34 protein-coding genes are annotated in these 24,114 nt (G+C 61.3%); 28 read left to right on the top strand and 6 right to left on the bottom strand.

Translation table 11 applies throughout. The annotated features are described in order from the left end of the window. Window positions 1-106: 106 nt before the first annotated feature. Window positions 107-1,012 (bottom strand): LysR family transcriptional regulator, encoded by a 906-nt coding sequence (locus tag RA25_RS18520; protein ID WP_039174365.1) that lies wholly within the window; start codon window positions 1,010-1,012, stop codon window positions 107-109. 123 nt (window positions 1,013-1,135) lie between these two features. On the opposite strand from RA25_RS18520, the gene RA25_RS18515 reads away from it, so the two are divergent. From RA25_RS18515 to RA25_RS18505, 3 genes are all read left to right on the top strand, one after another. Further along, window positions 1,136-1,606, top strand: a complete 471-nt coding sequence (locus RA25_RS18515) for a nucleoside deaminase (protein WP_019297977.1) — start codon at window positions 1,136-1,138, stop codon at window positions 1,604-1,606. 71 nt (window positions 1,607-1,677) lie between these two features. Further along, the gene (locus RA25_RS18510; protein ID WP_039174363.1) at window positions 1,678-2,751 is read left to right on the top strand and encodes a BMP family ABC transporter substrate-binding protein; all 1,074 of its coding nucleotides are present in this window, start codon (window positions 1,678-1,680) and stop codon (window positions 2,749-2,751) included. A gap of 115 nt (window positions 2,752-2,866) precedes the next feature. Further along, window positions 2,867-3,379 (top strand): nucleoside deaminase, encoded by a 513-nt coding sequence (locus tag RA25_RS18505; protein ID WP_039174361.1) that lies wholly within the window; start codon window positions 2,867-2,869, stop codon window positions 3,377-3,379. Between the two features lie 781 nt (window positions 3,380-4,160). Here the strand turns inward: RA25_RS18505 and RA25_RS18500 are convergent. The 3 genes from RA25_RS18500 to RA25_RS18490 form a co-directional block, all read right to left on the bottom strand. After that, window positions 4,161-5,699, bottom strand: a complete 1,539-nt coding sequence (locus RA25_RS18500; RefSeq protein WP_019297980.1) for a tripartite tricarboxylate transporter permease — start codon at window positions 5,697-5,699, stop codon at window positions 4,161-4,163. 12 nt (window positions 5,700-5,711) lie between these two features. After that, window positions 5,712-6,143 (bottom strand): tripartite tricarboxylate transporter TctB family protein, encoded by a 432-nt coding sequence (locus tag RA25_RS18495; protein ID WP_019297981.1) that lies wholly within the window; start codon window positions 6,141-6,143, stop codon window positions 5,712-5,714. 89 nt (window positions 6,144-6,232) lie between these two features. Beyond that, window positions 6,233-7,210, bottom strand: a complete 978-nt coding sequence (locus RA25_RS18490; protein ID WP_019297982.1) for a Bug family tripartite tricarboxylate transporter substrate binding protein — start codon at window positions 7,208-7,210, stop codon at window positions 6,233-6,235. Between the two features lie 156 nt (window positions 7,211-7,366). Between RA25_RS18490 and RA25_RS18485 the strand changes: the two genes are divergently transcribed. The 8 genes from RA25_RS18485 to rplP all read left to right on the top strand — a co-directional run bounded on the left by RA25_RS18485 (window position 7,367) and on the right by rplP (window position 13,409). Continuing rightward, window positions 7,367-8,038 (top strand): response regulator transcription factor, encoded by a 672-nt coding sequence (locus RA25_RS18485; protein WP_019297983.1) that lies wholly within the window; start codon window positions 7,367-7,369, stop codon window positions 8,036-8,038. Beyond that, window positions 8,031-9,419, top strand: coding sequence for a sensor histidine kinase (locus RA25_RS18480; protein WP_039174359.1), 1,389 nt, complete (start codon window positions 8,031-8,033; stop codon window positions 9,417-9,419). The genes RA25_RS18485 and RA25_RS18480 overlap by 8 nt, the downstream gene beginning before the upstream one ends. Further along, window positions 9,416-10,456 (top strand): ABC transporter substrate-binding protein, encoded by a 1,041-nt coding sequence (locus tag RA25_RS18475; protein WP_039174358.1) that lies wholly within the window; start codon window positions 9,416-9,418, stop codon window positions 10,454-10,456. The genes RA25_RS18480 and RA25_RS18475 overlap by 4 nt, the downstream gene beginning before the upstream one ends. A gap of 308 nt (window positions 10,457-10,764) precedes the next feature. Further along, window positions 10,765-11,607 carry a 50S ribosomal protein L2 gene (gene rplB, locus RA25_RS18470; protein ID WP_019297986.1) on the top strand — a complete coding sequence of 281 codons (843 nt, stop codon included), beginning with the start codon at window positions 10,765-10,767 and terminating at the stop codon, window positions 11,605-11,607. A 3-nt stretch (window positions 11,608-11,610) separates the two neighbouring features. Next, complete coding sequence (rpsS, locus tag RA25_RS18465) at window positions 11,611-11,889, top strand: 30S ribosomal protein S19 (protein ID WP_008554066.1); 279 nt, start codon at window positions 11,611-11,613, stop codon at window positions 11,887-11,889. 3 nt (window positions 11,890-11,892) lie between these two features. Next, complete coding sequence (rplV, locus tag RA25_RS18460) at window positions 11,893-12,273, top strand: 50S ribosomal protein L22 (RefSeq protein ID WP_008557868.1); 381 nt, start codon at window positions 11,893-11,895, stop codon at window positions 12,271-12,273. Next, window positions 12,273-12,983 carry a 30S ribosomal protein S3 gene (gene rpsC / locus RA25_RS18455; RefSeq protein WP_019297987.1) on the top strand — a complete coding sequence of 237 codons (711 nt, stop codon included), beginning with the start codon at window positions 12,273-12,275 and terminating at the stop codon, window positions 12,981-12,983. The genes rplV and rpsC overlap by 1 nt, the downstream gene beginning before the upstream one ends. Window positions 12,984-12,995: 12 nt before the next feature. Beyond that, complete coding sequence (gene rplP, locus RA25_RS18450; protein ID WP_019297988.1) at window positions 12,996-13,409, top strand: 50S ribosomal protein L16; 414 nt, start codon at window positions 12,996-12,998, stop codon at window positions 13,407-13,409. Window positions 13,410-13,497: 88 nt separating this feature from the next. On the opposite strand, the gene RA25_RS22210 is transcribed toward rplP, so the two are convergent. Next, window positions 13,498-14,736, bottom strand: a complete 1,239-nt coding sequence (locus RA25_RS22210; RefSeq protein ID WP_082023102.1) for an adenylate/guanylate cyclase domain-containing protein — start codon at window positions 14,734-14,736, stop codon at window positions 13,498-13,500. Window positions 14,737-14,864: 128 nt separating this feature from the next. Beyond that, window positions 14,865-15,674, bottom strand: coding sequence for a hypothetical protein (locus tag RA25_RS18440; protein WP_039174357.1), 810 nt, complete (start codon window positions 15,672-15,674; stop codon window positions 14,865-14,867). Between the two features lie 209 nt (window positions 15,675-15,883). On the opposite strand from RA25_RS18440, the gene RA25_RS18435 reads away from it, so the two are divergent. From RA25_RS18435 to RA25_RS18355, 17 genes are all read left to right on the top strand, one after another. Then, complete coding sequence (locus RA25_RS18435) at window positions 15,884-16,213, top strand: hypothetical protein (RefSeq protein ID WP_152610599.1); 330 nt, start codon at window positions 15,884-15,886, stop codon at window positions 16,211-16,213. 128 nt (window positions 16,214-16,341) lie between these two features. Continuing rightward, the gene (locus RA25_RS18430) at window positions 16,342-16,962 is read left to right on the top strand and encodes a 2OG-Fe(II) oxygenase family protein (protein ID WP_039174356.1); all 621 of its coding nucleotides are present in this window, start codon (window positions 16,342-16,344) and stop codon (window positions 16,960-16,962) included. A gap of 57 nt (window positions 16,963-17,019) precedes the next feature. After that, entirely contained in the window at window positions 17,020-17,340 is a 321-nt protein-coding gene (locus tag RA25_RS18425) for a hypothetical protein (RefSeq protein ID WP_039174355.1), read from the top strand. 129 nt (window positions 17,341-17,469) lie between these two features. Next, the gene (locus RA25_RS18420) at window positions 17,470-18,513 is read left to right on the top strand and encodes a succinylglutamate desuccinylase/aspartoacylase family protein (protein WP_039152142.1); all 1,044 of its coding nucleotides are present in this window, start codon (window positions 17,470-17,472) and stop codon (window positions 18,511-18,513) included. A 199-nt stretch (window positions 18,514-18,712) separates the two neighbouring features. Further along, on the top strand, window positions 18,713-18,913 hold the full coding sequence (gene rpmC, locus RA25_RS18415) for a 50S ribosomal protein L29 (protein WP_019297994.1): 201 nt from the start codon (window positions 18,713-18,715) through the stop codon (window positions 18,911-18,913). 11 nt (window positions 18,914-18,924) lie between these two features. After that, window positions 18,925-19,155 carry a 30S ribosomal protein S17 gene (gene rpsQ / locus RA25_RS18410; protein WP_005621877.1) on the top strand — a complete coding sequence of 77 codons (231 nt, stop codon included), beginning with the start codon at window positions 18,925-18,927 and terminating at the stop codon, window positions 19,153-19,155. Window positions 19,156-19,254: 99 nt separating this feature from the next. Further along, window positions 19,255-19,623: a 50S ribosomal protein L14 gene (gene rplN, locus RA25_RS18405; protein WP_005621870.1), complete on the top strand. Its 369-nt coding sequence runs from the start codon at window positions 19,255-19,257 to the stop codon at window positions 19,621-19,623. Between the two features lie 2 nt (window positions 19,624-19,625). After that, on the top strand, window positions 19,626-19,931 hold the full coding sequence (gene rplX / locus RA25_RS18400; RefSeq protein WP_019297995.1) for a 50S ribosomal protein L24: 306 nt from the start codon (window positions 19,626-19,628) through the stop codon (window positions 19,929-19,931). Then, window positions 19,931-20,494, top strand: a complete 564-nt coding sequence (gene rplE / locus RA25_RS18395) for a 50S ribosomal protein L5 (RefSeq protein ID WP_039174354.1) — start codon at window positions 19,931-19,933, stop codon at window positions 20,492-20,494. The genes rplX and rplE overlap by 1 nt, the downstream gene beginning before the upstream one ends. Before the next feature lie 20 nt (window positions 20,495-20,514). Then, window positions 20,515-20,820: a 30S ribosomal protein S14 gene (gene rpsN / locus RA25_RS18390; protein ID WP_019297997.1), complete on the top strand. Its 306-nt coding sequence runs from the start codon at window positions 20,515-20,517 to the stop codon at window positions 20,818-20,820. A 13-nt stretch (window positions 20,821-20,833) separates the two neighbouring features. Beyond that, complete coding sequence (gene rpsH / locus RA25_RS18385) at window positions 20,834-21,226, top strand: 30S ribosomal protein S8 (protein ID WP_019297998.1); 393 nt, start codon at window positions 20,834-20,836, stop codon at window positions 21,224-21,226. A 12-nt stretch (window positions 21,227-21,238) separates the two neighbouring features. After that, entirely contained in the window at window positions 21,239-21,772 is a 534-nt protein-coding gene (gene rplF / locus RA25_RS18380; protein ID WP_019297999.1) for a 50S ribosomal protein L6, read from the top strand. Between the two features lie 11 nt (window positions 21,773-21,783). Further along, entirely contained in the window at window positions 21,784-22,143 is a 360-nt protein-coding gene (gene rplR, locus RA25_RS18375; protein WP_019298000.1) for a 50S ribosomal protein L18, read from the top strand. A 132-nt stretch (window positions 22,144-22,275) separates the two neighbouring features. Next, window positions 22,276-22,845 (top strand): 30S ribosomal protein S5, encoded by a 570-nt coding sequence (gene rpsE, locus RA25_RS18370; RefSeq protein ID WP_039174353.1) that lies wholly within the window; start codon window positions 22,276-22,278, stop codon window positions 22,843-22,845. A gap of 13 nt (window positions 22,846-22,858) precedes the next feature. Then, complete coding sequence (rpmD, locus tag RA25_RS18365; protein WP_019298002.1) at window positions 22,859-23,047, top strand: 50S ribosomal protein L30; 189 nt, start codon at window positions 22,859-22,861, stop codon at window positions 23,045-23,047. 240 nt (window positions 23,048-23,287) lie between these two features. Continuing rightward, window positions 23,288-23,500 (top strand): DUF1127 domain-containing protein, encoded by a 213-nt coding sequence (locus tag RA25_RS18360; protein WP_019298005.1) that lies wholly within the window; start codon window positions 23,288-23,290, stop codon window positions 23,498-23,500. A gap of 265 nt (window positions 23,501-23,765) precedes the next feature. Next, entirely contained in the window at window positions 23,766-23,981 is a 216-nt protein-coding gene (locus RA25_RS18355; RefSeq protein WP_039152139.1) for a DUF1127 domain-containing protein, read from the top strand. Window positions 23,982-24,114 lie beyond the last annotated feature (133 nt).

Here is a 24,114-nt window from a genome sequence, read left to right as displayed (position 1 = left end):
TTGAGCGGTCTTGCTGTGCCTCATTTCCCTGTGTGCTTCCATGCAAATACAAAGGGTTAGGCGGAGGAAAAAGGGGGAGGTGTGATCATTCGGGCCAAGCTGTGCTTCAGATTTGCGCTATGGCGTTGATCAGTGCGGCAGCCGTTTTTGCATGGTCCTGCAGGTCAGTCGTCAGCTCAGCGTTGGCGTTGACACAGACGCAAACGCTTTCCTCCATCCGCTGGTCTTTCAAAGGCACAAACCGGATGCCGCCGGCCAGCAATTCCGGACGGACATCGAAACGTGTCATAAAGGCCACCGCATGCCCATTCCGAACCATTTCGCTGGTGAAGCGGACCGAGTTGCTGGATGAAACAATCTGGGGCCGTTTCCGCTGCCGGTGGATTTCCGACAGCAGCCGGGAATGTACGGACAGGTTTTCGCTGGGCAAACTGACGGGCCAATCCAGACACTCCGCAATCGATATTTCGTGCTGGTCGACAGTGAAATGGATTGGACTATAGACGAGACCGATCCGGCACGAAGTCTCTGACAGCACCCGGACAGGCTGGCTGGGCCGCGCATTGAATGCCAGGGCCAGATCGATTTCGCCTTCGGACAAGGCATGGATCAGCGTATTGGTATCGCCGGTCCTGACCTGCAGGACATCCAGGCGTTCCGCGGCCGTCTGCCGGTCATAAAGAGCAGGCAGCAAGGTCTGTGCAAAACACTCTGCTGCGCCGATGCGGAGCTTCTTTTCATTTCCCCTGTCCTTGCGCGCGAGACTGGCGCGCAAATGGGTGCTCTCGTTCAGCCAGCGTTCGGCCTGACTCAGCAGTTTGAGCCCGTCCGCGGTCAGCTGCATTCCCTTGGCGTGGCGGGCAAACAGTGCTGTCCCGAGGTCTTCCTCCAGCAAGCGCATCTGTCGGCTCAGTGCAGATGAGGAAATATTCAGCTTGTCTGCTGCCTTTCGGATCGAGCATTCACGCGCCACTTCGACAAAGGAATGCAGCTCCCGCGAGAACTCAGACATCCTACCCTCCTGCCCAAGATAAATGTTCAAATTTTTCGCGCGCTATGCGCGATTCATTCTGATTTTTATCACGGTCGAGACAGCCTAGGCTATGCGGGAAACCTTCAAAACAGGTCACGCATTATGCAAAATGATATCGATCACCTGCGCACCACCGTGAAGATCGCGCATGACTGCCGCGCCGAAGGAAACCACCCCTTCGGAGCAATCCTGATCGGCCCGGATGGCAGTGTCCTTCTCAGAGGCGGGAACACCTACTCCAGCGACAAGGGCGTCGGCCACGCAGAGCTCAACGTGGCCCGGGAAGCCAGCCAGAAATTCTCCCCTGAGTTTCTGAGCGAATGCACGCTCTATACATCTGTGGAACCCTGTTGCATGTGCGCAGGTGCCTGCTACTGGGCCGGCATCGGCGCAGTCGTCTACGGCATGACAGAGAAACGCCTGGCCGAATTGACCGGGGACAACCCCGAAAACCTGACGCTCGATCTGGCTTGCAAAACGGTCTTTGCTGCTGGACGCCGGAAGATGGAGGTCCGCGGCCCTTTCCCCGAGATCGAGGAGGAAGTCGCTTTGGGGCACAAGGACTTCTGGTAGCGGCAAAGGCGCGAACGGCCTACCGCTTTCCGCGCCCCTAGGCGAGAGTACTTTCAACGAGGAGAAAACCCATGAAACTCAGATCTTTGCTGGGGGGCGCTGCTGTGGCGCTTGGTTTGACCGCAGGCGCGGCATTTGCGGACAAGACCAAAGTCGGCTTTGTCTATGTCGGCCCTGTTGGCGACGGCGGATGGACCTACGAACATGAACAGGCGCGCAAGAAAGTTGTCGAAGAGTTCGGAGATCAGATCGAGACCGTCTTTGTCGAAAGTGTGCCTGACGGACCGGACTCCGCACGTGTGATGACCCAGATGGCGCTGGAAGGCGCAGATCTGATTTTCGCCACATCCTTTGGCTACATGGATCCTGCGATTGAAGTTGCCAGCAAGTTTCCCGATCTGAAAATCGAACACGCAACCGGTTACAAGACCGCTCCGAACGTGTCGGTTTATTCTGCCAGGTTCTATGAAGGCCGTGCCATCCAGGGCCATATCGCGGGCAAGATGACCAAGTCCAACGTGATTGGATACATTGCATCTTTCCCGATCCCTGAGGTCATCCGCGGCATCAATTCCGCCTACATCCACGCCAAGAAGGCAAATCCGGATGTAGAGTTCAAAGTTGTCTGGGTCTCTACCTGGTTCAATCCGGCCAAAGAGGCCGATGCCGCAAAGGCGCTGATCGAACAGGGCGCTGATGTGATCCTGCAGCACACCGATTCAACCGCCCCGATGGCAGCGGCGGAAAGCGCCGGAAACGTCATCGGTTTCGGCCAGGCATCTGACATGGCCGAATACAAGGACGGCCCGCGGGTCTCGTCGATCATCGACAATTGGGCACCTTATTACATCAGCCGCGTGCGAGCCGTGATCGATGGCACCTGGGAACCGGTGAACACCTGGGACGGCATCGGCGCAGGCATGGTGGAAATCGGGGAAATGACCGACAAGATCCCAGCCGCCGTACAGGCCGAAGCCCTCGCGATGAAAGAGCAGATCGCAACTGGCGCCTATCATCCTTTCACCGGTCCTCTAAACAAGCAGGACGGCAGCGTCTGGCTTGCGGAAGGTGAAACCTCTGACGACGGGACGCTGGCTGGCATGGACTTCTTTGTTGAAGGTCTCGACGCCCAGATCCCCAACTGAGCTTAGGCCGCCGCGTGCATGCGAATTTGTTTGCCTGCGGCGGTCCGCTCTTTTTTGGCCCGCAAAACCAGGGCACCCGGTCCCTGAAACACCTCATAATGCAATAGAGAATGTCATGAAAACACCGCCGAACCTCGACAACCTCGACGTGGAATCGCTGTTGCGCCGCACGTTTGAACTGGCGCAATCCGCCCGCTCTAAAGGCAACCACCCATTCGGCGCGCTGCTGTGCGACTTCGATGGAAATATCGCCCTCGAAATCGAAAACACTGTTGGCGATCTGAGCGATTCAACGTGCCACGCCGAACAGAACCTGATGAGCGCTGCTTCTCGCAAGTTTACCCGCGAAGAGCTTGCTGAACTCGTCATGGTTACCAGCACGGAACCCTGCGCGATGTGTGCCGGTGCAACTTTCTGGGTCGGTGTGAGAGCTGTTGTTTATGGTCTGTCCGAGCTCGCATTGGTTGAGATGTGTACAAGTGAAGCCTCGCCGCACCCCGAGGTTCTCAACCTGCCGTGCCGCCGGGTGTTCGAAAGCTCCCCGAACCACCCAACAGTGGTCATTGGCCCGCTTCTGGAAGACGAAGCCCGCAAACCGCATGAAGGCTTCTGGACTGCCGGGTACTGAGTGTGGATGAAAATCTCCTGTAGCAGGGACACCTTGCAAGACGCGGATCCAATCGCACGTAGGGCAGGGAAGTATCAGGAATATCAAACTGCGTTTTGTTGAATCTACTACCCCGGCTTTCACGAATTTGAGAAACTACTGGCCTCTGAAGGATCGCTTTGTCCTACTGCACCGGCTTTGCAGAGGCTTCTGCTTGCGCAAACACAGCGAGCGCCTTCTTCTAGTGGCGGCAGTGCTGTAATTCATATTGATCGTAGGGAGCCAGTTAAGGCGACAGGGCCTTTCAGCCCGAAGCCCCGGCAAACTCTTTTCATTTAGTGCGGTCACGCAATGCTGCCGCTATTTGCGTGTTTTTTTACGACTACACACTTGCCGAGAGAGCAGGTAGGATACGGCGGTTGTCTGCTCCTGCAGCCAAAAACACCAAGCAAGATCAACGCCTTACGCCCAGAATACGCGGGGCTTTCTGCATTGGCACATGCCGCGCTGGAAGCACTGTGAAAGCAGAAGAACGTAAAACGCGCTGGTGCGCAGGGGCAATCCTTTCTGTTTCAGATACAGTTGGCGCCAAGCTAATCGTCATGGGGGCGTTTGACCGCATCAACCTGCGGCGGTTTCTGAACTGTTTCCTCAGGCTTGTGCCGTTTCGTTCCCATTCTCGGTCCTCCGTTTTCCTAAACATAACCGCGGACCAGTTTAGGCGGGGCATTCCAGCCTAGCGGCATAAACACCGCTGAAACCCGCCAGTCCGGACCTGTGCCCGGACTGGCAGCGGAGGCAGTCAGTCGCTGACTGCCCCTTTCTCGTCGCGGCGCTGATGCATCCTGGCCTTCAACCTGGCGCCGACAATCACCGGCAGCACGAAGCCGATTATGGCAACCGTCCAAAGCGCGATGGACAGCGGGCTGTCAGCAAGGGTCCACCAGTTGCCGTTGTCGATTGTGACTGCACGGCGCAGGTTGTTCTCCATCGCGTTGCCCAAGAGCGTCCCCAGAATGACCGGCACAAGCGGCACGTCCAGCTTGCGCAGTGCCCAGCCCATGACCCCGAAGCCGATCATCACCAAGAGGTCGAAGGTGCTGCCGGAAATGCCGTAGATGCCGACAAAGCTGACCATCGCCACGATCGGCATCAGGATGCGCGAGGGGATCATCAGCACGCGGGTGAACAGGCCGACCATCGGGATATTCATCGCCAGAAGCATGAAGTTGGCGATGAACAGTGCTGCGATCAGGCCCCAGACCACGTCCGGGTTCTGGCTGAACAGCAGCGGGCCCGGCGTGATATTGAGCGCCAGCAGCACCGCCAGCAGCACCGCGGTTGTGCCCGATCCCGGCACCCCCAGTGCCAGCATCGGCACCAGGGCACCGCCAGCCGCGGCATTGTTGCCGGCTTCGGGCGCCGCCACGCCGCGCGGGTCGCCGGTGCCGAAGGTGCCTTCCTTGTCGACCAGCTTTTTCTCCATCGAATAGGAGATGAACGACCCCAGCGAGGCTCCGGCACCCGGCAATACGCCTGCGATAAATCCCAAAAAGGAGGTCCGCAGCATGGTCGGAGTGGTCTGGCGGATCATCGACACCGGCGGATAAAGCTTGCCGATGGTCAGCTTGCGCCCCGCGGCATCGGAGCCGCCGTGCCGGGTTTCCAGGAAGATGAAGACCTCGGACAGGGCAAACAGGCCGACGATGGCGACCAGGAAATCCAGCCCGTCATAGAGATGCACCTCACCGAAAGTGAAGCGCGGCACGCCGGTCTGGGTATCAACACCAATGGTCGCTAGTCCAAGGCCCAGCGCCGCGGCAAAGGCGGATTTCGCCTGGTTGGTCGACGACACGCCGCCCAACGTCATGAAGGCCAGCGCAAACAGGGCGAAATATTCCGCGGGGCCGAACAGCAGGGCGATCTTGACCAGCTGCGGCGCCAGCAGGATCAGACCCCAGGTGGCCAGGAAGGCGCCGACAAAGGACGCGATGCCCGATAGCGACAGAGCCTCGCCCGCCAGACCCTTCTTGGCCATCGGGTGGCCGTCCAGGCAGGTCATCATGGCGGGTTCATCCCCGGGAATGTTCAGCAGAATCGAACTGATGCGCCCGCCGTACATGGCGCCGTAATAGACACTGGTCAGCAAGATCAGCGAGGGCGTCGCCCCCAGCCCCATGGTAAAGGCCAGCGGGATCAGGATGGCGACCCCGTTCGACGGTCCCAGCCCGGGCAGTGCGCCCATGATGGTGCCCAGGAAGCAGCCCAGCAGCGCCAGGCCGATGTTCTGCCAGCTGAGCGCGATGGCAAAACCGTCGCCAAGATTTGCGAGAAGCTCCATGCTGCGCCCTCCTCAGAAGCCAAAGGGACCCTTGGCCAGCGACAGGCCGAGGATCAGGTGAAAGGTGACATAGATGCCGATGGAAGTGCCGGCGCCCACGGCCACTGTTTCCAGCGGTCCCGACCCCAGCCGCCAGGCCAGATAGGCGGCGGCGAAGGCGGTAGCGATGACAAAGCCGGCAACCGGCAGCATTTCGGCGTAAAGGATCAGCACCACAACAGCGGCGGCCAGTTCCGCCAGCCGTCCCAGTGCGGGCCAATGCGGCTCCGGGTCCGGGCGCAGCGCAATCACCGCGCCCGAGAGGCCGAGGATGGCAGCAATGATCAGGGGAAAGGCCTTGGGGCCGACGGCATCGGAGAGAAAGCTTTCCTCGATCGCAAGCGCGGCAAAGACATAGCCGGCAGCAAGGATCATGCCGAAGACCCCGAAGATACGATCGCTCATGGCGGTCTCCAGTTCAGGTGTCTGGCGGGGCCGCCCGCAGAGGGAACCGCAGGATTGCGCGGCCTCCCCCGGGACTAACCCCGAAAAGGTTACTTGATGATGCCGATGTCCTTGGAAATCGACTGGATCTGCGCGACCGAACCAGCCACGAATTCCTGGAACGCAGCCCCTTGCAGGTCCAGCGGCGCCAGGCCGTTGGCGGCCATTACCTCTTTCCACTCGTCGGAGGCATAAAGGTCGCCGATCTTCGACACCCAGGCGTCATAGGCCTCGTCCGACATGCCGCCCGGCGCATAGAAACCGCGCCAGTTGGCGCCAATGGCATCCACCCCCTGTTCCTTGGCGGTCGGGAAGTCCGCGAATTCGCCCGGCAGCCGCTCCGGCGACAGCACCGCGATCACCTTGATATCGCCAGAATCCACAAAGCCCTTGGCTTCGGAGATGTCGCCGGTGAAGGCCTGCACGGAGCCTGCCAGCAGCTGGGTCACAGCCTCTCCGCCGCCGTCAAAGGCGATGTACTTGACGCTGCGCACGTCCTCGATGCCATAGGCGCTGGCGGCGATCAGGACCTTCAGGTGGTCCCAGCCGCCAACCGCGGAGCCGCCCGCGACGGAGACCGAGGACGGATCGGCCTTGATGGTGTCCAACAGCTGCGGCAGCGTTTCGACCTCACTGTCAGCGGACACTGCGATCACGCCGTAGTCCGCCCCGATGGCCGCCAGCCAGCGCACCTGGTCCATGCTGTTGCCCGGATAGGCGCCCTGTGCCAGGCGGGTTGCGGTGGCGCTGGAGGCGGCAACAATCAGGCTGTTGTCGTCCGCGCGCTTGTTGACCACCTCGGCAAAGGCCACGCCGCCGCCGCCGCCGGCCAGGTTCACGACCTGCATGGTCTTATCGATCAGCCCCAAATCCTGCAGCGATTTTCCAACCTGGCGGCAGGTGAAGTCCCAGCCGCCGCCAGGGTTGGCTGGGGCGATACATTCGGGGTTTTCCTGTGCCTGGGCCGCAAAAGCGGACAGCGACAGGGCGGCAGCGGCAAACAGGCCGCGGGTGACAGTGAATTTCATGCGTTCCTCCTCAGGTCGTGGCCGGCGCACTCCCAAGCGCCGGAGATCACCCGCAACAATTCGCTTTGGCAGCTCTGTTTCTGCGGGTTAGACATGTTTACCCATTAAAGCTGTCACCAACCTGTCGCCGGTTTCAGCAAAGCGGAGCGCCATTGAATGCGGGTCTTGATGGTCGAGGATGCAGAGGATCTGGCCGAGGGGGTGACCGCCCACCTGGCCCGTTCGGGAATTGCCTGTGATCTGGCGCCGGACATCGAAAGCGCCCGCGACTGCCGGGCGGTGCAGGCCTATGACGCGGTGATCCTGGACATCAACCTGCCGGATGGCTCCGGCCTGTCATTGCTGCGCGAGATGCGCCTGGCGGGTGATCCGGCGCCAGTGCTGATGCTGACCGCGCTGACCTCAGTCGACGATCGGGTGGCGGCACTGGACCAGGGGGCGGATGACTATCTGGGCAAACCCTTTGACCAGCGCGAGCTGGAGGCGCGGCTTCGGGCGCTGGTGCGGCGGCAGATGGAGCGCAAGGATGAGCAGATCACCCTCGGCTCGCTGGTTTTTGCCCCGAGCGACCGCAGCGCCCGGCTCGACGGGCGTCTGCTGGAGCTGACCCGGCGCGAGGCGGCGCTCTTGGACATGCTGATCCGCCACCAGGACCGGTACTTGTCCAAGTCCCGGCTTTATGACTCGCTCTACGGCTTTGATGATGCCGATGTCGGCGAAAACGCGATTGAGCTCTACATCGCCCGCCTGCGCAAGAAGATTGCGGGCAGCGATGTCAGCATCGCAACCCAGCGGGGGGTCGGTTACCGGCTGCATCTCAATGGCTGAGCCGCGCCCGCCGCTGACACTGGCGGCCAGGGTGCTGGGGGCGGTGCTTCTGATCCTGCTGCTCGGCGGGGTGCTGGTCTCCGGTTCCGCCTGGCTGAATGGCCAGCAGGCCGCGCGGCAGGCCTATGACCGGATTCTGCTGGGCGCGGCAAACGACATCGCGGAATCTGTCCGCATCCAGGCAGGCACCCCCATCGCGGATCTGCCGGTCTCTGCCTTCCAGCTGCTTGCCCAGGCACCCGAGGACCGCATCTATTACGCGGTGCATGGACCCGGGCAGGTTTTCATCACCGGTGTCGATCCCCAGACAGAAATACATGCGCCGGAGGGCGGCGGCGGGGCAGGGTACTTCGAGGCCCTGCTGAATGATGAACCCGCGCGGTTTGTCCGCGTCACCCGCCGTTTTGCGGAACGTGACTTCTCCGGTCCGGTTGAGGTCGTGGTCGGCCAGACCCTGCGGGCGCGCAGGGCGATGACCGCGGATCTGATGCTGGATGCCTTGTGGCCGATGGCGGCGGCAGGGCTGGTGCTGCTGGTGATGGCCTGGATGGTCATCCGGACTGCCCTGCGCCCGCTCGACGCGATCACCGCGGATCTCGCCCGCCGGGATCCCTACGACCTGACCCCGATTGCAACCGGCCGCCTGCCGCAGGAGCTGCAGGTGGTGCTGGGCGCCATGAACCGCTTCATGGGCCGGCTGGACGGCCAGGTTGAGGCGATGCGCAACCTGATTTCCGACACCGCGCATCAGCTGCGCACTCCGGTTGCTGCAATCCGCGTGCAGGCGGAAACCGCCATTGCAGAACCCGGCGGGGATGCCAGCCGCCGCGCCCTTGACCGGCTGCTGGCCCGCACCCGCTCGCTGGGCACCCTGCTGGATCAGCTTCTCAGCCGTGCGCTTGTGGTCCACCGCACTGACAGCGCCCCGCGCCTGCCCGTCGACCTGCGCGAGGTGGCACTGGAAATCATGGAGCGTGACGACCACGCACTGCTGGCGCCCGGCACCGACCTGCGGCTGGAAATCGGCGAGGATCCCGTGATGGTGCGCGCCGATGCATTTTCTCTTGGCGAGGCGGCCGGCAACCTTCTTGGCAATGCACTCAGGCACGGCACACCCCCCGTGGCCATCGGCGCAGAACGGCGCGGCGGCGATGCCATCCTGTGGGTGCGGGATGCAGGCCCCGGCCCGGTGCCTGCGGTGATGGCGCAGCTCGGCAGCCGCTTCAACCGCAGTGCCGGAACCCAGGAGAACAGCACTGGCATCGGCCTGTCGATTGTGGCCTCCGTGGCAGCGGCCTTTGGCGGCCGGGTGGAGATGACGCAGGAGGAGGAGGGCTTCCGTGCCGCCTTGGTCCTGCCCGCCGCGCAGGAGGGGGCATGATGCGGATCCGGCACCTGCTGCTGATACTTGCCACCCTGCTTCCTGCCGCCGCCGCCGCGCAGGAGGCAACCCATCGGTACGGCAGCGGCCCGGTGCCCTTCCTGCTGCGCTCCACCACTGACAACAGCATTATCCAGCCCGTGATGGAGCGCTTTGCCGAGCGGCATCCGCAGCTGGCGATCACCTACGAGCAATGGGGCTCCAACGCGCTCTTTGCCCAAAGCCGCGCCGATTGCCGGGACGGCAGCCCGCCTGCCGACGCGGTGCTATCCTCGGCGGTGCAGCAGATGGTCTGGCTGGTCAATGCCGCCTGTGCCCATCCGCACCGCTCGCCCGCGGCGCTGGCGCTGCCGCCGTCGCGGCGCTGGCGCAATGAACTGTGGGGGGTCACCACCGAACCCGCGGTGATCGTCTATAACAAGCAGCTGCTGGACGGCGCTGATGTGCCGCGCAGCCGCTTTGCGCTGCTGGATGCGCTGCGGGCCAAACCCGGTCTCTACCGCGGCAGGATCGCCACCTATGACATCGCCGCCTCCGGACTTGGCTACCTGTTCGCCTACAGCGACAGCCTGGAGGCAACAACATTCGGCGCTTTGCTGGAAGGTTTTGCCAGGGTCGATGCCGTTGCCACCTGCTGCTCTGCCGAAATCATCGCCGGCGTGGCAGAGGGCCGTTTCCTGATCGCTTACAACGTGCTGGGCTCCTACGTTGCAAATGCCTCCGCGCCCGAAGTTGGAACCATCCTGCCGGAGGACTACACCCTTGTGCTGTCCCGCGCCTACATGATCCCGGCAGAGGCGCGGCAAAAAGCAGCCGCTGCGGATCTTCTTGATTTCCTCCTCAGCCCGGAAGCGCAAGAGCTGCTGGCCGAGGCGGGCCTCGTCACCGAGATTGCCGCAGCGGACTCCGGCCTGGCTCCCAGTGCCAGGCGGTCCATTCCTCTTGCGCCTTCGCTGCTGGTTGCGCTTGATCCCAACAGGCGGGCGCTGCTGCTCAAATTCTGGAGCGACACCTTTGGTAGCGGCGGTGGGCCCTGAGCGCGCCCCTTTGCTGCCAGCGCGGTGCTTTCAGGCGGGTTCCTGGAGGCCCGCCAACGCTGCAACCGGTGCCACCGGGGCATTTGCCAGCTGGCTGAAACTCTGTCATTGCCACCTCCCGGCGACTCTGCTAAACGCCATCCATCCTGAAGACCCCGGATTCGTTTCCGGGGTCGTTATGTTTGTCAGGACATACGAACTCGGGGACCTTCGGGGCCCTATAACACAGGCACCTACGGGGGCCTTCAACATAGCCGGGCCAAAGACAAGAACCTAAGGCCTGGCACGCTAAACGGAAGACAGAAAGCATGGCACTCAAGTCGTATAAACCGACGACGCCGGGCCAGCGTGGGCTGGTTCTGATCGACCGTTCGGAGCTTTGGAAAGGGCGTCCGGTCAAGTCTCTCACTGAGGGTCTGACCAAATCGGGCGGCCGGAACAACACCGGACGGATCACTGCACGCCGCCGTGGCGGCGGCGCAAAGCGCCTCTACCGGATCGTTGACTTCAAACGGAACAAATTTGATGTAGCGGCCACCGTTGAGCGGATCGAATACGACCCGAACCGGACCGCATTCATCGCGCTGATCAAATACGAAGACGGCGAGCAAGCCTACATCCTGGCGCCGCAGCGTCTGGCTGTTGGCGACAAGGTTGTCGCGTCTGCAAAAGCCGACATCAAGCCGGGCAACGCAATGCCGTTCTCGGGCATGCCGATCGGTACCATCGTTCACAACATCGAAATGAAGCCCGGCAAAGGCGGCCAGATCGCCCGTGCAGCCGGTACCTACGCTCAGTTCGTTGGCCGTGACGGCGGTTACGCTCAGATCCGCCTGTCCTCGGGCGAACTGCGCCTGGTCCGTCAGGAATGCATGGCCACCGTCGGTGCCGTGTCGAACCCGGACAACTCGAACCAGAACTTCGGTAAAGCCGGCCGTATGCGCCACAAGGGCAAGCGTCCTTCCGTGCGTGGTGTCGTCATGAACCCGATCGACCACCCCCACGGCGGTGGTGAAGGCCGGACCTCCGGTGGCCGCCACCCGGTGACCCCCTGGGGCAAACCGACCAAGGGCAAACGGACCCGCAACAAAAACAAGGCGTCGCAGAAGCTCATCGTCCGCTCGCGCCACGCCAAGAAGAAAGGCCGCTAATCCATGGCACGTTCCGTATGGAAAGGCCCCTTCGTTGATGCTTACGTCCTGAAAAAGGCCGAAGCAGCGCGTGAATCGGGCCGCAATGAAGTGATCAAGATCTGGTCGCGCCGTTCCACCATCCTGCCGCAGTTCGTCGGCCTGACCTTTGGTGTGTACAACGGCCAGAAGCATATCCCCGTCAACGTCTCGGAAGACATGATCGGTCAGAAGTTCGGTGAATACTCGCCGACCCGCACCTATTATGGCCACGCCGCAGACAAAAAAGCGAAGCGGAAGTAAGTCATGGGCAAGGAAAAGAACCCCCGCCGCGTGGCAGACAACGAAGCAATGGCAAAACTGCGCATGCTCCGTACCTCCCCGCAGAAACTGAACCTGGTGGCTCAGATGATCCGCGGCAAGAAAGTTGAGAAGGCCCTGACCGACCTGACTTTCTCCAACAAGCGGATCGCGCAGGACGTGAAGAAATGCCTTCAGTCCGCCATCGCGAATGCTGAAAACAACCACAACCTGGACGTCGATGAACTGATCGTCGCCGAGGCATGGGTTGGCAAGAACCTGACCATGAAGCGCGGCCGTCCGCGTGCCCGTGGCCGGTTCGGCAAAATCCTGAAGCCGTTCGCGGAGATCACCATCAAGGTGCGTCAAGTTGAGGAGCAAGCCTAATGGGTCAGAAAGTCAATCCGATCGGCATGCGCCTTCAGGTCAACCGCACCTGGGACAGCCGCTGGTACGCCGACACCAAAGACTACGGTGATCTGCTGCTCGAGGACCTGAAAATCCGCGAGTTCATCAAGGAAGAATGCAAGCAGGCTGGCATTGCGCGCGTCATCATCGAGCGCCCGCACAAGAAATGCCGCGTGACCATTCACACCGCCCGTCCGGGCGTCATCATCGGCAAGAAAGGCGCGGACATCGAAGTCCTGCGCAAGAAGATTGCCAAGATGACCGACTCCGAGCTGCACCTCAACATCGTTGAAGTGCGCAAGCCGGAACTGGACGCTCAGCTGGTCGGCGAGTCCATCGCCCAGCAGCTGGAGCGCCGTGTGTCCTTCCGCCGTGCCATGAAACGGGCCGTGCAGAACGCTATGCGCATGGGCGCCCTGGGTATCCGGGTGAACGTCGCTGGCCGTCTGGGCGGTGCGGAAATCGCGCGTACCGAATGGTACCGTGAGGGCCGCGTGCCGCTGCACACCCTGCGTGCCGACATCGATTACGCACACTCCGAAGCGATGACCCCCTACGGGATCATCGGGATCAAGGTCTGGATCTTCAAAGGCGAGATCATGGAGCACGATCCTTCGGCGCGTGACCGTAAAGCACAAGAAATCCAGGACGGCCCTGCACCCCGTGGTGCTGGTGGCGGCCGTCGCTAAGGAGGATTTGAGATGCTTCAGCCAAAGCGCACTAAATTCCGCAAAATGCACAAGGGCCGGATCCACGGCCTGGCAAAAGGCGGTTCCGACCTGAACTTCGGCACCTATGGCCTGAAGGCAACCCAGCCTGAGCGTGTGACTGCACGCCAGATCGAAGCTGCCCGCCGTGCCATGACCCGCCACATGAAGCGTCAGGGCCGTGTTTGGATCCGTATCTTCCCGGACACTCCGGTGACCTCGAAGCCGACCGAAGTCCGTATGGGTAAAGGTAAAGGCTCCGTGGACTACTGGGCAGCCAAGGTTAAGCCTGGCCGCGTGATGTTCGAGATCGACGGCGTCAGCGATGAAATCGCACGCGAGGCCCTGCGCCTGGCGGCGATGAAGCTGCCGGTCAAGACCCGCGTCGTGGTCCGCGAAGACTGGTAAGCGGCTGGGGGAAACCCCGTTCGTGAACGTTTGACCCCCGCCGGGACACCGGCGGGGGTTTTCCTTTGTTGTGCGCCTGCACTACCAGTCAGGGCGCAAAGCCTCTGGACACTGTATATGTCCGCATCCGGCCCTTGCCCTTGATCTCCACATCGCCCAGCGGGTCGATCTGCACCTCATCCCCAAGATGGCCCCGGGTTGCTTCGGTAATTTGGATGATGCCCGGCCGGCCATGCGACTCCATGCGCGAGGCCACGTTCACGGTGTCGCCCCACAGATCATAGGCGAACTTCCGTTCCCCGATCACGCCGGCCACGACTGGCCCCGAACTGATGCCGATGCGCATGCTGAACGGGAACTGGCCGGACTCGTTTATCTCTTGCGCCGCGTCTATCATGTCCAGCGCCAGTGACACCATGGCTTGGGCGTGATCTTCGCGCGGTTCGGGCAGGCCCGCGACCACCATATAGGCATCCCCGATCGTCTTGATCTTCTCGCAGCCGTGCTTCTCGACCAGCGTATCGAAACGCGAAAACGCTGCATTCAGGGTTTGCACAATCTCGGGCGGTGTCAGCCTGCCGGAGGTTTCCGTGAAGTTCACGATATCGGCAAACAGCACTGATACGCTTGGGTGTTCATCGGCAATCAGATGCGGGTCGTCCTTCAGGCGCGCGGCAATCGGCTCGGGCAGAATGTTCAGCAAGAGATTTTCGGCGCGCTCGTACTCCTGCTCCATTTCCCTTTCTGCCCGGGTGGCGGCAGTTGCGTAGAGGGCGGCAAACACGCCAAGCATTGGAATGATCGGCGCTGTGTTGAAGACAAAAAAGAACAGGGTCCACCCGTGCGTGAGCGGCCGCACCGGGGCGGACAAGGTGCCATAAACCCCCATTGCAACAAAGGCCATGGCGCAGAGTGCGCTCAAAAGCAGCCGCGTGAGCGGTTGTCCGTAAGGCAGCATGGGAAACAGCAATATGGGTATGAATAGGTAGCTCAGGAAAAACGGCGCCAGCCCCATATAGTAGGTGCAAAATGCTGCATGAGCGGGGATTTCGCACAGGAACGTCAGCAGGGTCGGCCATTTGATGTCCCGCAGGGTCAGGGCAGCCCAGCACCCGAACCCAATGAGCACGGTAGAGAATATGTTGAAAACGGCCATCACCGGCTGGTCTGCATACCAGAACAGAAAAATGAACGATCCGTGGGAAAACAGGCCAATCGGAAATCCGGCTCTGGCCAGCCCGTATGCGCGCCGCATTTCGCTGGAAGAACCGGGCGGTGCCCTGTTTATCCAGCCAATTAATGCCGCTCGCCGTGTCTGGCTCACCATTTCCGGAACCCCCGCCGGGTTCCATATTCGGGCGCGGGGGGCCGGCCTGTCAACTTTACTGGCTGTTGACTATGCGCCCTCTCCGCTGTGTTAGGCGGTGGAAAGCAATTCCACCGCAGCGCCGCCGCTCAGGCCGGGGCGGCAGAATTCAGCGGCCCGGTAGCGGCCAGGCAAGCCGCGGCAGGCGGTGTAAGGCCGGCGTCTGCAGCGGGGCTCAGCCTTTGTGTTTCCTGCGAGAATACGGCCTCGGTTTCCCCCTCGAAGCAGCTTTGAATGCAGCGGTGCAGCTCGCCCTGTTCCTTGAGGTTAGCTGCCAGCCTGTGGCCGGCATCAGGGAAGACCCAGTGGTGAATGTTGCTGGCTTTCGGGAACAGCTGCGCGTGTTTGCCGTCCACTCCCTTACCGGCGGAGAAAATGAAGTACTCGGTTTCCGGCGCGAAATAGTGGCTGGCGGGCTTCATCGGAAAACTCTTGATTGAGTTCGAGTACATCCGCCAGCGCGTGTCATGTGGCTCGGCCTCCGGGTCGACCGTCAGCTGCGGCACAAAGGAGACTGACCGGGAGATCGGCAAATATGCGCCTGCTACGATAGCCAGATAACCGCCCATGCTGTTGCCGATCGAATACAGCGTGCTGCCCTCAGCCGCCTGCCTGACCGCAGCAGTCAGCACATCCCAATCCAGCCGGTTCCCCCACGACCGGGTCTTGTCATAGCAAAAGACCGTATTGCCGAATTCGCGGCCGATGCCGGCAAACTCCGGTGTTTGCACGTCAATCAGGTCCATCTTTTGGCCAATGCCCGGAAACGACAGCAGCACGCGGCTGCCGGCGGGGGCGGGCTGTGGCTTCAGGGCTTCGACCCGCAGGAACTTGTTTTCGTAGATGATGTGCATGTTGCCAATGCCTTCTGCTGTGCGGTCCGGAGGATCCTTGCACATCGGGCGTTAACTTGCGGTAAGCCTCGGTAGGCAAACCTGCCGGATTGTTCTCATTTAAGGCAATTGCCCGATGTTAACGGAATGTGCAGGTTTTGTTCCCATCGTGATCCTAGGGTTGTGCTGGCTCGGCCGTCCTCCCGCAAGGGGCGGGTGGTGCCTATGTTTTCGGCCAAGACAACCAATGTGATGTTGAAAGAGGAATGCTTGTAATGCGCTTGATTGCTCCCGCTGCCCTTAGTCTGGGTCTGTCAGCTTGTGGTGCGATGGAATTCGACCGGAATGACCTGTCGAATATGTACGGCCCTGCAACCAACTACCGGAACCCGGTTGCGCAGCGGGAGGTGGTGAACAGCTTCATCTCGCAGGAAAGCGTGTCGCGTGACGGCAGGGCTGCGCACTGGACCTCCCCGGACGGCTGCACCTATTCGCGCACCCAGGCACCCGGCTATGCGCCGGTTTGGTACCTTGTGCAGAACCCGCATCATGTGGGGATGCCCAATGCGCACCGCGGCTGCCCGATGACCGTGGTGGACGGGTAGGGGCTGCCGGGGGGGGCGCCTCAGACCGTTTCTGGCAGCTGTTCCGGCTGGCACCGGCTGCAAAGGGGCATCGAGCCAGCGCGAGGATGCATCTCGCCAAGGACTTCGGGCTGCGCTAAGACGCTGGCATGGCCCAGATTGAATCGCTCTTCGTGACCCGCCTCTACCGCGCGCAACTGTCCGAATACGGACCATCGGTTGACGCGCAGGAACTGGAAAACTCCTGCCTTGTCATCGCCGGCGATGATGATGCCGGCCAGGACTGGTGCGAGGACAACGGCTATCCCGGCTATACTTCCTATGCATCGCTCACCGATCTGCCCTGGCGGTTCCCGATCTTTGCCGATCTGGTGAAATCGCTGGACCAGCATGTGGCGGCTTTTGTCCAGGATCTGGAGTTCGATCTGGACGGCCGCGAGCTGAAGCTGGAGGATCTCTGGATCAATATCCTGCCCGAAGGCGGCACCCACTCCAGCCACCTGCACCCGCATTCGGTGATCTCCGGCACCACCTATGTGTCGATGCCCGACGGCGCCTCGGCGCTCAAGCTGGAGGACCCGCGCTCCGCCCGGATGATGGCGGCGCCCACCCGCACCAAACAGGCCCGGCGCGAGCTGCAGCCCTTCATCTACATGAAGCCGAACGTGGGCGACGTGCTCTTGTGGGAAAGCTGGCTGCGCCACGAGGTGCCGATGAACATGGCCGAGGACGAGCGGATTTCCGTGAGCTTCAATTACAAATGGGAGTAAGCCATTTTGCGTTCAGTTGAACGACAGTAAGGGCTTGCATGTAAGGGGTGATGCGTTTTGGAGCTAGTTTATCACTTAGCACTAATATTGGGCGGTCTCGGGGTTGTGGTGCCGCTGCTCTATGTTGTGGTAAACCTCAAAACCATTTTCGTCTGGCTGTTCAAGTGGAGTCTGATCGTTCAATTGTGCGCCATGGCCGTTTGCTTGCCCATCGTTGCAGTTTTAGCTGTTCTTGAACGTGAGCTCGGCCTCAAAATAGCCGATTCACAGTTTGTATTCCTAGTGGGGTATCTAATTATCTGCGTCCTAGTGGCGCTGTATTTCTTCAGTAAGAAATGGCCGGAGCGCGGCGTTAAAAAGCTATCTGAGGACGGCTGAGTTTCTGCCAGTCTCGGCCATCAATATGCCGCCCTAAGCTGGGTTCCTTTGCGGTTGAGGGTAACAGGCGCAATTGTAAAACCCTGAAAAGCCGCCTAGCTTCCTGGAACGGCACTGCGGGAGGTATGGATGGCGCGGCGTTCCCCTTTTGAAATCGGTGGTTTCCACATTCCGCCCGGCACCCGCCGCACCGTGGATATGCCGGTCAGCGTGTTGTCGGACCACACGCCGGTCACCATGTCCGCCCATGTGATCCACGGGGCGGAGGAGGGGCCTGCGCTGTTTGTCTCTGCTGCCATACACGGCGACGAGGTGATCGGGGTGGAAATCGCCCGCCGCCTGCTGCGCAGCCGCCAGTTCTCGCGCCTCAAGGGCACGCTGATCGTGGTGCCGATCGTCAACACCTTCGGCTTCCTCAACCACTCCCGCTACCTGCCGGACCGGCGCGACCTGAACCGCTGCTTTCCGGGCAGTGAGGGCGGGTCGCTCGCCAGCCGCCTGGCGCATCTGTTCATGACAGAGGTGGTGGCGCGCTGTGACCTGGGCATCGACCTGCATTCCGCCGCCATCCACCGCACCAACATGCCGCAGATCCGGGTGTCGCCCAAGGCCAAGGAGACGCTGGAATATGCCGATGCCTTCGGCGCGCCGGTGGTGATCCGCTCCTCCCTGCGCGACGGCAGCTTGCGCAAGGAGGCACAGAAGGCGGGCGTCGATATCCTGCTTTATGAGGCGGGGGAGGGGCTGCGGTTCGACGAGCAGTCCGCCCGCGTCGGCGTTGCCGGCATCCTGCGGGTGATGCATGCGCTGGGCATGATCCCCGACGACGGCGTGCCGCTGGCCGAGGCGGTGCCGGTCAAGGCCAGCGACAGCAGCTGGGAGCGTGCCCCCGCAGGCGGGCTCTTGCGCGCCTACAAGACCACCGGCGAAATGGTGGAGGAGGGCGACGTGCTGGGCATCGTCGCCGACCCCTTCGGGGAGGAGGAGGTGGAGCTGACCGCCAGCCAGCCCGGCCTGATCATCGGCCGCGCCAACATGCCCATCGTCAACGAGGGCGACGCATTGTTCCACATCGCCAAGGTGTCCGCGCCGGAAGAGGCTGAAGACCGCATCGAAAGCCTGAACGCCCAGCTGGACGGGGCTGCGATGTTTGATGAGGATGAGATTATCTGACCGCCCCGGCGGCCCGCCAATCTTTCCCTTGCCCCTCACACCCGTCTCCTCTATAGGGACCCATCGCTTGAACCCAATCCGTCTTGGATCCGGGTCAGGTGATTCTTTTTTGCTGCCCGTTCCGGGCGGTTGACATAACCCACCAGGTAAAAAGGTGACCCTCGGGGCCTTCTGGTGCTTTGGACAAGGAACAAAGGCGATGAACGCCAATGATCTGCGCGAGAAGACCGTGGATGAACTCCGCGATATGCTCGCATCCCTGAAAAAAGAGAGCTTCAACCTGCGCTTTCAGCAGGCAACCGGTCAGTTGGAATCGACCTCCGGCATCAAAGCGGCCCGCCGCAATGCTGCCCGCGTCAAGACCATCCTGAACGAAAAAGCTGCAGCAGCAGCCGAATAAGGAGCGACACAATGCCCAAACGTATCCTGCAAGGCGTTGTGACCAGCGACGCAAACGCCCAGACCGTCACCGTCTCGGTTGAACGCCGCTTCACGCACCCGGTTCTGAAGAAAACCATCCGTAAGTCCAAGAAATACCGGGCTCACGATGAAAAGAACGCTTTCAAGGTCGGCGATTCCGTACGCATCATCGAATGCGCGCCGAAATCGAAAACGAAACGCTGGGAAGTTCTGGAAGCCTAAGAGTCTCATCCGAGACTCCTGGCGGCTAGACTTAACAGTCAGTCGAAACCCTGGGGGATACCAGCACGCATCGCTGCCCCATAGGTCGGGAGAAACCACATGATCCAGATGCAAACAAATCTGGATGTTGCTGACAACTCCGGCGCCCGCCGAGTTCAGTGCATCAAGGTTCTGGGTGGCTCCAAGCGTAAATACGCTTCCGTTGGCGACATCATCGTCGTCTCGGTTAAAGAAGCCATCCCGCGCGGCCGCGTGAAAAAAGGCGACGTCCGCAAGGCCGTTGTCGTGCGCACCGCCAAAGAAGTCCGCCGCGAAGACGGCACAGCGATCCGTTTTGACCGGAACGCAGCTGTCATCCTGAACAACAACAACGAGCCGGTCGGTACCCGTATCTTTGGCCCGGTTGTTCGTGAACTGCGCGCGAAGAACTTCATGAAGATCATCTCGCTGGCTCCGGAGGTGCTGTAATCATGGCTGCGAAACTCCGTAAAGGCGACAAGGTCGTCGTGCTGGCAGGCCGCGATAAGGGCAAGGAAGGCACCATTGCTTCCGTTGACCCGAAAGCCGGCAAAGCCGTCGTCGAAGGCGTGAACATGGCAATCCGCCACACCCGCCAGACTCAAAACAGCCAGGGCGGCCGTCTGCCCAAGGCACTGCCGATCGACCTGTCGAACCTGGCACTGCTGGACAGCAACGGCAAAGCAACCCGCGTCGGCTTCCGCGAGGAAGACGGCAAGAAGGTGCGCTTCGCCAAGACCACCGGGGAGACTGTCTGATGCTTGACGCTGCAACCTACACCCCGCGCCTGAAAACTCTCTACAAGGACACCATCCGTGGCGCCCTGAAGGAAGAGTTCTCCTACAAGAACGAGATGATGATCCCCAAGCTGGACAAGATCGTTCTGAACATTGGCTGCGGCCGCGCTGCTGTCAAAGACAGCAAGAAAGCCAAATCCGCCCAGGCCGACCTGACCGCAATCGCGGGCCAGAAGGCTCTGACCACCGTGGCAAAGAACTCCATCGCCGGCTTCCGCGTTCGCGAAGGCATGCCGATGGGCGCCAAGGTGACCCTGCGCGGTGACCGGATGTACGAATTCCTCGACCGTCTGATCACCATTGCGATGCCCCGTATCCGCGACTTCCGCGGTGTTTCGGGCACCTCCTTCGACGGCCGCGGCAACTATGCCATGGGCCTGAAAGAGCACATCGTGTTCCCGGAAATCGATTTCGACAAGATCGACGAAGCCTGGGGCATGGACATCGTGATCGCCACCACCGCGAAAACCGACGCGGAAGCAAAGGCGCTGTTGAAAGCTTTCAACATGCCCTTCAACAGCTAAGCGCGGGAAGGATAGAGACCATGGCTAAGAAAAGCATGATCGAACGCGAGAAGAAGCGCGAGCGCCTGGTGGCAAAATACGCCGCAAAGCGTGCCGAGCTGAAAGAAATCGCAAACGACGAATCTCGCCCGATGGAAGAGCGCTTCAAGGCGCGTCTGAAACTGGCGAAACTGCCGCGCAACTCGTCGGCAACCCGTCTTCACAACCGTTGCCAGCTCACCGGCCGTCCGCACGCTTACTACCGTAAGCTGAAGGTCAGCCGTATTGCGCTGCGCGAGCTGGGTTCTGCTGGTCAGATCCCCGGCCTGGTGAAATCGAGCTGGTAAGGGAGAGACTGATATGAACGATCCTATCGGCGATATGCTCACCCGTATCCGTAACTCTCAGATGCGCGGCAAATCCACCGTCATGACCCCGGCTTCCAAGCTGCGGGCATGGGTGCTGGACGTGCTGGCGGACGAGGGCTACATCCGCGGTTATGAGAAGATGACTGGTGAAAATGGCCACCCGGCCATCGAAATCAGCCTCAAGTACTTCGACGGCGAACCTGTCATTCGCGAGCTCAAGCGGGTCTCCAAGCCCGGCCGCCGCGTTTACATGGGCGTCAATGACATCCCGTCGGTCCGTCAGGGCCTGGGCGTGTCGATTGTCTCCACCCCCAAGGGTGTGATGTCGGACGCAAACGCACGCGCAGCCAACGTTGGCGGCGAAGTGCTTTGCACCGTCTTCTAAGGAGGCCTCGCAATGTCCCGTATTGGTAAGAAACCGGTCGAACTTCCCAGCGGCGTTTCCGCCTCTGTGTCCGGCCAGACCATCGAAGTGAAAGGCCCGAAAGGCGCCCGCAGCTTCACCGCAACCGACGACGTCACCCTCTCCGTGAACGACAACGTTGTCACCATCGAGCCGCGCGGCAAGTCCAAGCGTGCCCGTCAGCAGTGGGGCATGTCCCGCACTCAGGTGGCCAACCTCGTGACCGGCGTGACCCAGGGCTTCAAAAAAGAGCTGGAGATCCAGGGTGTGGGTTACCGGGCTCAGATGCAGGGCAACACCCTGAAGCTGAACCTAGGCTACAGCCACGACGTCGACTTCGTTGCACCCGATGGCATCACCATCACCGCACCGAAGCAGACTGAAATCGTTGTGGAAGGTATCGACCAGCAGCAGGTGGGCGAAGTGGCGGCGAAAATCCGCGACTGGCGCCGTCCCGAGCCCTACAAGGGCAAAGGCATCCGCTACAAGGGCGAGTTCATCTTCCGCAAGGAAGGCAAGAAGAAGTAAGGACCAGCAAAATGGCAAACAGCAAACGTACCCTGTTTCTGAAGCGCCGGCTGCGCGTCCGGAACAAGCTTCGCAAAGTGAACGCAGGCCGTCCGCGTCTGTCCGTGCACCGTTCGAACAAGAACATCTCTGTTCAGCTGATCGACGACCTGCGCGGTGTGACCCTGGCAGCAGCGTCGACCCTGGAAAAAGATCTCGGTGTTGTCGGCAAGAACAACATCGACGCAGCGTCCAAAGTTGGTGCAGCGATCGCCGAGCGCGCAAAAGCGGCTGGCGTGACCGAAGCCTACTTCGACCGCGGCGGCTTCCTGTTCCACGGCAAAGTAAAGGCTCTGGCCGACGCTGCGCGTGAAGGCGGCCTGAAGATCTAAATCCCATGCGGGCAGCCTCTTGGGGCTGCCCCGATGATCCGGGAGACCGGCCTTTGGGCCGGTTCTCACCAAGGATTGACAGAACAGGCGCCCCCTTTGTTACTGGACTGCGCCCTATGAAAGGAATGCCTGATGGCAGAACGTGAAAACCGCCGCGGCCCCCGCCGCGAGCGTGAAGAGGCACCGGAATTTGCAGATCGCCTGGTCGCGATCAACCGCGTGTCGAAAACCGTAAAAGGCGGTAAGCGCTTTGGCTTCGCAGCCCTGGTTGTCGTTGGCGACCAGAAAGGCCGCGTCGGCTTTGGCAAGGGCAAGGCGAAAGAAGTGCCCGAGGCGATCCGCAAGGCGACCGAGCAGGCGAAGCGCCAGATGATCCGCGTGCCGCTGAAAGAAGGCCGCACCCTGCACCACGACATGGCCGGCCGTCACGGCGCAGGCAAAGTTGTGATGCGGACCGCACCGGAAGGTACCGGTATCATCGCGGGCGGCCCGATGCGTGCCGTGTTCGAGATGCTGGGCATCAAGGACGTGGTCTCCAAGTCGATCGGTTCGCAGAACCCCTACAACATGATCCGCGCCACCCTGAACGGCCTGCAGAAAGAGCAGAGCCCGCGTTCGGTGGCTCAGCGCCGCGGCAAAAAGGTCGCCGACATCCTGCCCAAGCGGGACGACGCACCGGCAGCTGCCGAAGCTGAAGCGTAAGGAGTAGAGAGACATGGCAAAAACCATCGTCGTCAAGCAGATCGGCTCGCCGATCCGCCGCCCCGCCAAACAGCGCGCAACCCTGGTTGGCCTGGGCCTGAACAAGATGCACAAGACCCGTGAGCTGGAGGATACTCCTTCGGTCCGCGGCATGGTCAACTCGATCCCGCACCTGGTTCAGATCATCGAAGAGCGCGGCTAAGCCCCTTTTCGAGCACTGACTTTGGAAAACGCCTCCGGGAAACCGGGGGCGTTTTTCGTTTTGTAATCCAGGGTCGGGGGAGGGGGTATCACACTGCCGTGCCCTTGCGTTGCCTGCATAGCGGGCAGTCCGATCCGTCAGTTGTTCGACTCATCACCCGGTCCTATCTCGGTGTCACAGCAAACGACCAAACACGGACCGCCGGGAATAGGCCCGGCATCAGAGACAAGGACCTGAACGATGGCACATGTTATCTCCGCTGCACACACCGGCCACAGCCTGACCGCCCGCATCCGCGCAACCGTTGAGGGCCTGGTGGACTCCTGGACCAAAGCCCGCGAATTCCAGCGCACCTACAATGAACTGGACGCGCTGTCCGACCACGAGCTCTCGGACATCGGCGTCCGCCGCAGCGACATCGCCGACATCGCGCATCAGCACGTCTACGGCTAAGAATTCCCTTTTCCCGGGCGCTCCTCTCCTCCTCCTCTTCATGCCCGGGCCAAAGCGCCTCTGCCCCTCGCGGGGCGGGGGCGTTTTCTATTGCGGGCATTCAAGGTGCCTCACGCATTTGTGCTATGCGCCCGCCGCATAGCCGCCAGACCAAAGCAGCCGTTGCGGGCTTGCGGGGCCATCCTTATTTCCCTGTCACTTCAGACGAACAGATCAAGCGACGCGCCGGAGGCACGCTCCGGCAGCGCAGCAAGGAACAAGAACAATGGCTTATTCAACTCTTTCCGCACCGGTCTCCGCCGGTCTTTTCACCCGTTTCCTGAGCGTTGCCTCCGGTCTTTACCGGAACTGGCAGCTGCGCCGCGAGTACCGCCAGACCGTCCACGCCCTGCGCGCGCTTTCGGCCCGCGACCTGGCCGACATCGGCCTCAGCCGCTGCGCCATCCCCGGCGCCGCGCGCGAGCACGTCTACGGCAAGTGATCTCCCTGGCCGGCTGACGGATCCTCCTCCCTCTCCGAACGCCCGGCCCAAAAGCGCCCCTGCCATCCGGCGGGGGCGTTTTTGTTTTCAGGTTCAGCACCCCGCCCGGCCGCAAGGCCGGGCAGCGCCCGTC

Origin of the sequence: Leisingera sp. ANG-S5 (assembly GCF_000813925.1) — a bacterium.
Taxonomy (GTDB): Bacteria; Pseudomonadota; Alphaproteobacteria; order Rhodobacterales; family Rhodobacteraceae; genus Leisingera.
Note: the sequence above shows the minus strand (reverse complement) of the source record. Positions and strands in the feature narration are given on the sequence as shown.

What these genes read in the sequence shown, in the direction of transcription:
- RA25_RS18475 (WP_039174358.1), top strand. Translation starts at nt 9,416, where the DNA reads ATGATGCGGATCCGGCACCTGCTGCTGATACTTGCCACCCTGCTTCCT.
- RA25_RS18490 (WP_019297982.1), bottom strand. Translation starts at nt 7,210, where the DNA reads ATGAAATTCACTGTCACCCGCGGCCTGTTTGCCGCTGCCGCCCTGTCG.
- rpsQ (WP_005621877.1), top strand. Translation starts at nt 18,925, where the DNA reads ATGCCCAAACGTATCCTGCAAGGCGTTGTGACCAGCGACGCAAACGCC.
- RA25_RS18510 (WP_039174363.1), top strand. Translation starts at nt 1,678, where the DNA reads ATGAAACTCAGATCTTTGCTGGGGGGCGCTGCTGTGGCGCTTGGTTTG.
- rpmC (WP_019297994.1), top strand. Translation starts at nt 18,713, where the DNA reads ATGAACGCCAATGATCTGCGCGAGAAGACCGTGGATGAACTCCGCGAT.
- rplE (WP_039174354.1), top strand. Translation starts at nt 19,931, where the DNA reads ATGCTTGACGCTGCAACCTACACCCCGCGCCTGAAAACTCTCTACAAG.
- rpsC (WP_019297987.1), top strand. Translation starts at nt 12,273, where the DNA reads ATGGGTCAGAAAGTCAATCCGATCGGCATGCGCCTTCAGGTCAACCGC.
- RA25_RS18480 (WP_039174359.1), top strand. Translation starts at nt 8,031, where the DNA reads ATGGCTGAGCCGCGCCCGCCGCTGACACTGGCGGCCAGGGTGCTGGGG.
- rplN (WP_005621870.1), top strand. Translation starts at nt 19,255, where the DNA reads ATGATCCAGATGCAAACAAATCTGGATGTTGCTGACAACTCCGGCGCC.
- rplF (WP_019297999.1), top strand. Translation starts at nt 21,239, where the DNA reads ATGTCCCGTATTGGTAAGAAACCGGTCGAACTTCCCAGCGGCGTTTCC.
- RA25_RS18430 (WP_039174356.1), top strand. Translation starts at nt 16,342, where the DNA reads ATGGCCCAGATTGAATCGCTCTTCGTGACCCGCCTCTACCGCGCGCAA.
- rpsH (WP_019297998.1), top strand. Translation starts at nt 20,834, where the DNA reads ATGAACGATCCTATCGGCGATATGCTCACCCGTATCCGTAACTCTCAG.
- rpsE (WP_039174353.1), top strand. Translation starts at nt 22,276, where the DNA reads ATGGCAGAACGTGAAAACCGCCGCGGCCCCCGCCGCGAGCGTGAAGAG.
- rplX (WP_019297995.1), top strand. Translation starts at nt 19,626, where the DNA reads ATGGCTGCGAAACTCCGTAAAGGCGACAAGGTCGTCGTGCTGGCAGGC.
- RA25_RS18515 (WP_019297977.1), top strand. Translation starts at nt 1,136, where the DNA reads ATGCAAAATGATATCGATCACCTGCGCACCACCGTGAAGATCGCGCAT.
- rplB (WP_019297986.1), top strand. Translation starts at nt 10,765, where the DNA reads ATGGCACTCAAGTCGTATAAACCGACGACGCCGGGCCAGCGTGGGCTG.
- RA25_RS18505 (WP_039174361.1), top strand. Translation starts at nt 2,867, where the DNA reads ATGAAAACACCGCCGAACCTCGACAACCTCGACGTGGAATCGCTGTTG.
- RA25_RS18435 (WP_152610599.1), top strand. Translation starts at nt 15,884, where the DNA reads ATGCGCTTGATTGCTCCCGCTGCCCTTAGTCTGGGTCTGTCAGCTTGT.
- rpmD (WP_019298002.1), top strand. Translation starts at nt 22,859, where the DNA reads ATGGCAAAAACCATCGTCGTCAAGCAGATCGGCTCGCCGATCCGCCGC.
- RA25_RS18360 (WP_019298005.1), top strand. Translation starts at nt 23,288, where the DNA reads ATGGCACATGTTATCTCCGCTGCACACACCGGCCACAGCCTGACCGCC.
- RA25_RS18500 (WP_019297980.1), bottom strand. Translation starts at nt 5,699, where the DNA reads ATGGAGCTTCTCGCAAATCTTGGCGACGGTTTTGCCATCGCGCTCAGC.
- RA25_RS18355 (WP_039152139.1), top strand. Translation starts at nt 23,766, where the DNA reads ATGGCTTATTCAACTCTTTCCGCACCGGTCTCCGCCGGTCTTTTCACC.
- rplR (WP_019298000.1), top strand. Translation starts at nt 21,784, where the DNA reads ATGGCAAACAGCAAACGTACCCTGTTTCTGAAGCGCCGGCTGCGCGTC.
- rplP (WP_019297988.1), top strand. Translation starts at nt 12,996, where the DNA reads ATGCTTCAGCCAAAGCGCACTAAATTCCGCAAAATGCACAAGGGCCGG.
- rpsS (WP_008554066.1), top strand. Translation starts at nt 11,611, where the DNA reads ATGGCACGTTCCGTATGGAAAGGCCCCTTCGTTGATGCTTACGTCCTG.
- rplV (WP_008557868.1), top strand. Translation starts at nt 11,893, where the DNA reads ATGGGCAAGGAAAAGAACCCCCGCCGCGTGGCAGACAACGAAGCAATG.
- RA25_RS18485 (WP_019297983.1), top strand. Translation starts at nt 7,367, where the DNA reads ATGCGGGTCTTGATGGTCGAGGATGCAGAGGATCTGGCCGAGGGGGTG.
- RA25_RS18440 (WP_039174357.1), bottom strand. Translation starts at nt 15,674, where the DNA reads ATGTGCAAGGATCCTCCGGACCGCACAGCAGAAGGCATTGGCAACATG.
- RA25_RS18520 (WP_039174365.1), bottom strand. Translation starts at nt 1,012, where the DNA reads ATGTCTGAGTTCTCGCGGGAGCTGCATTCCTTTGTCGAAGTGGCGCGT.
- RA25_RS18420 (WP_039152142.1), top strand. Translation starts at nt 17,470, where the DNA reads ATGGCGCGGCGTTCCCCTTTTGAAATCGGTGGTTTCCACATTCCGCCC.
- RA25_RS22210 (WP_082023102.1), bottom strand. Translation starts at nt 14,736, where the DNA reads ATGGTGAGCCAGACACGGCGAGCGGCATTAATTGGCTGGATAAACAGG.
- RA25_RS18495 (WP_019297981.1), bottom strand. Translation starts at nt 6,143, where the DNA reads ATGAGCGATCGTATCTTCGGGGTCTTCGGCATGATCCTTGCTGCCGGC.
- rpsN (WP_019297997.1), top strand. Translation starts at nt 20,515, where the DNA reads ATGGCTAAGAAAAGCATGATCGAACGCGAGAAGAAGCGCGAGCGCCTG.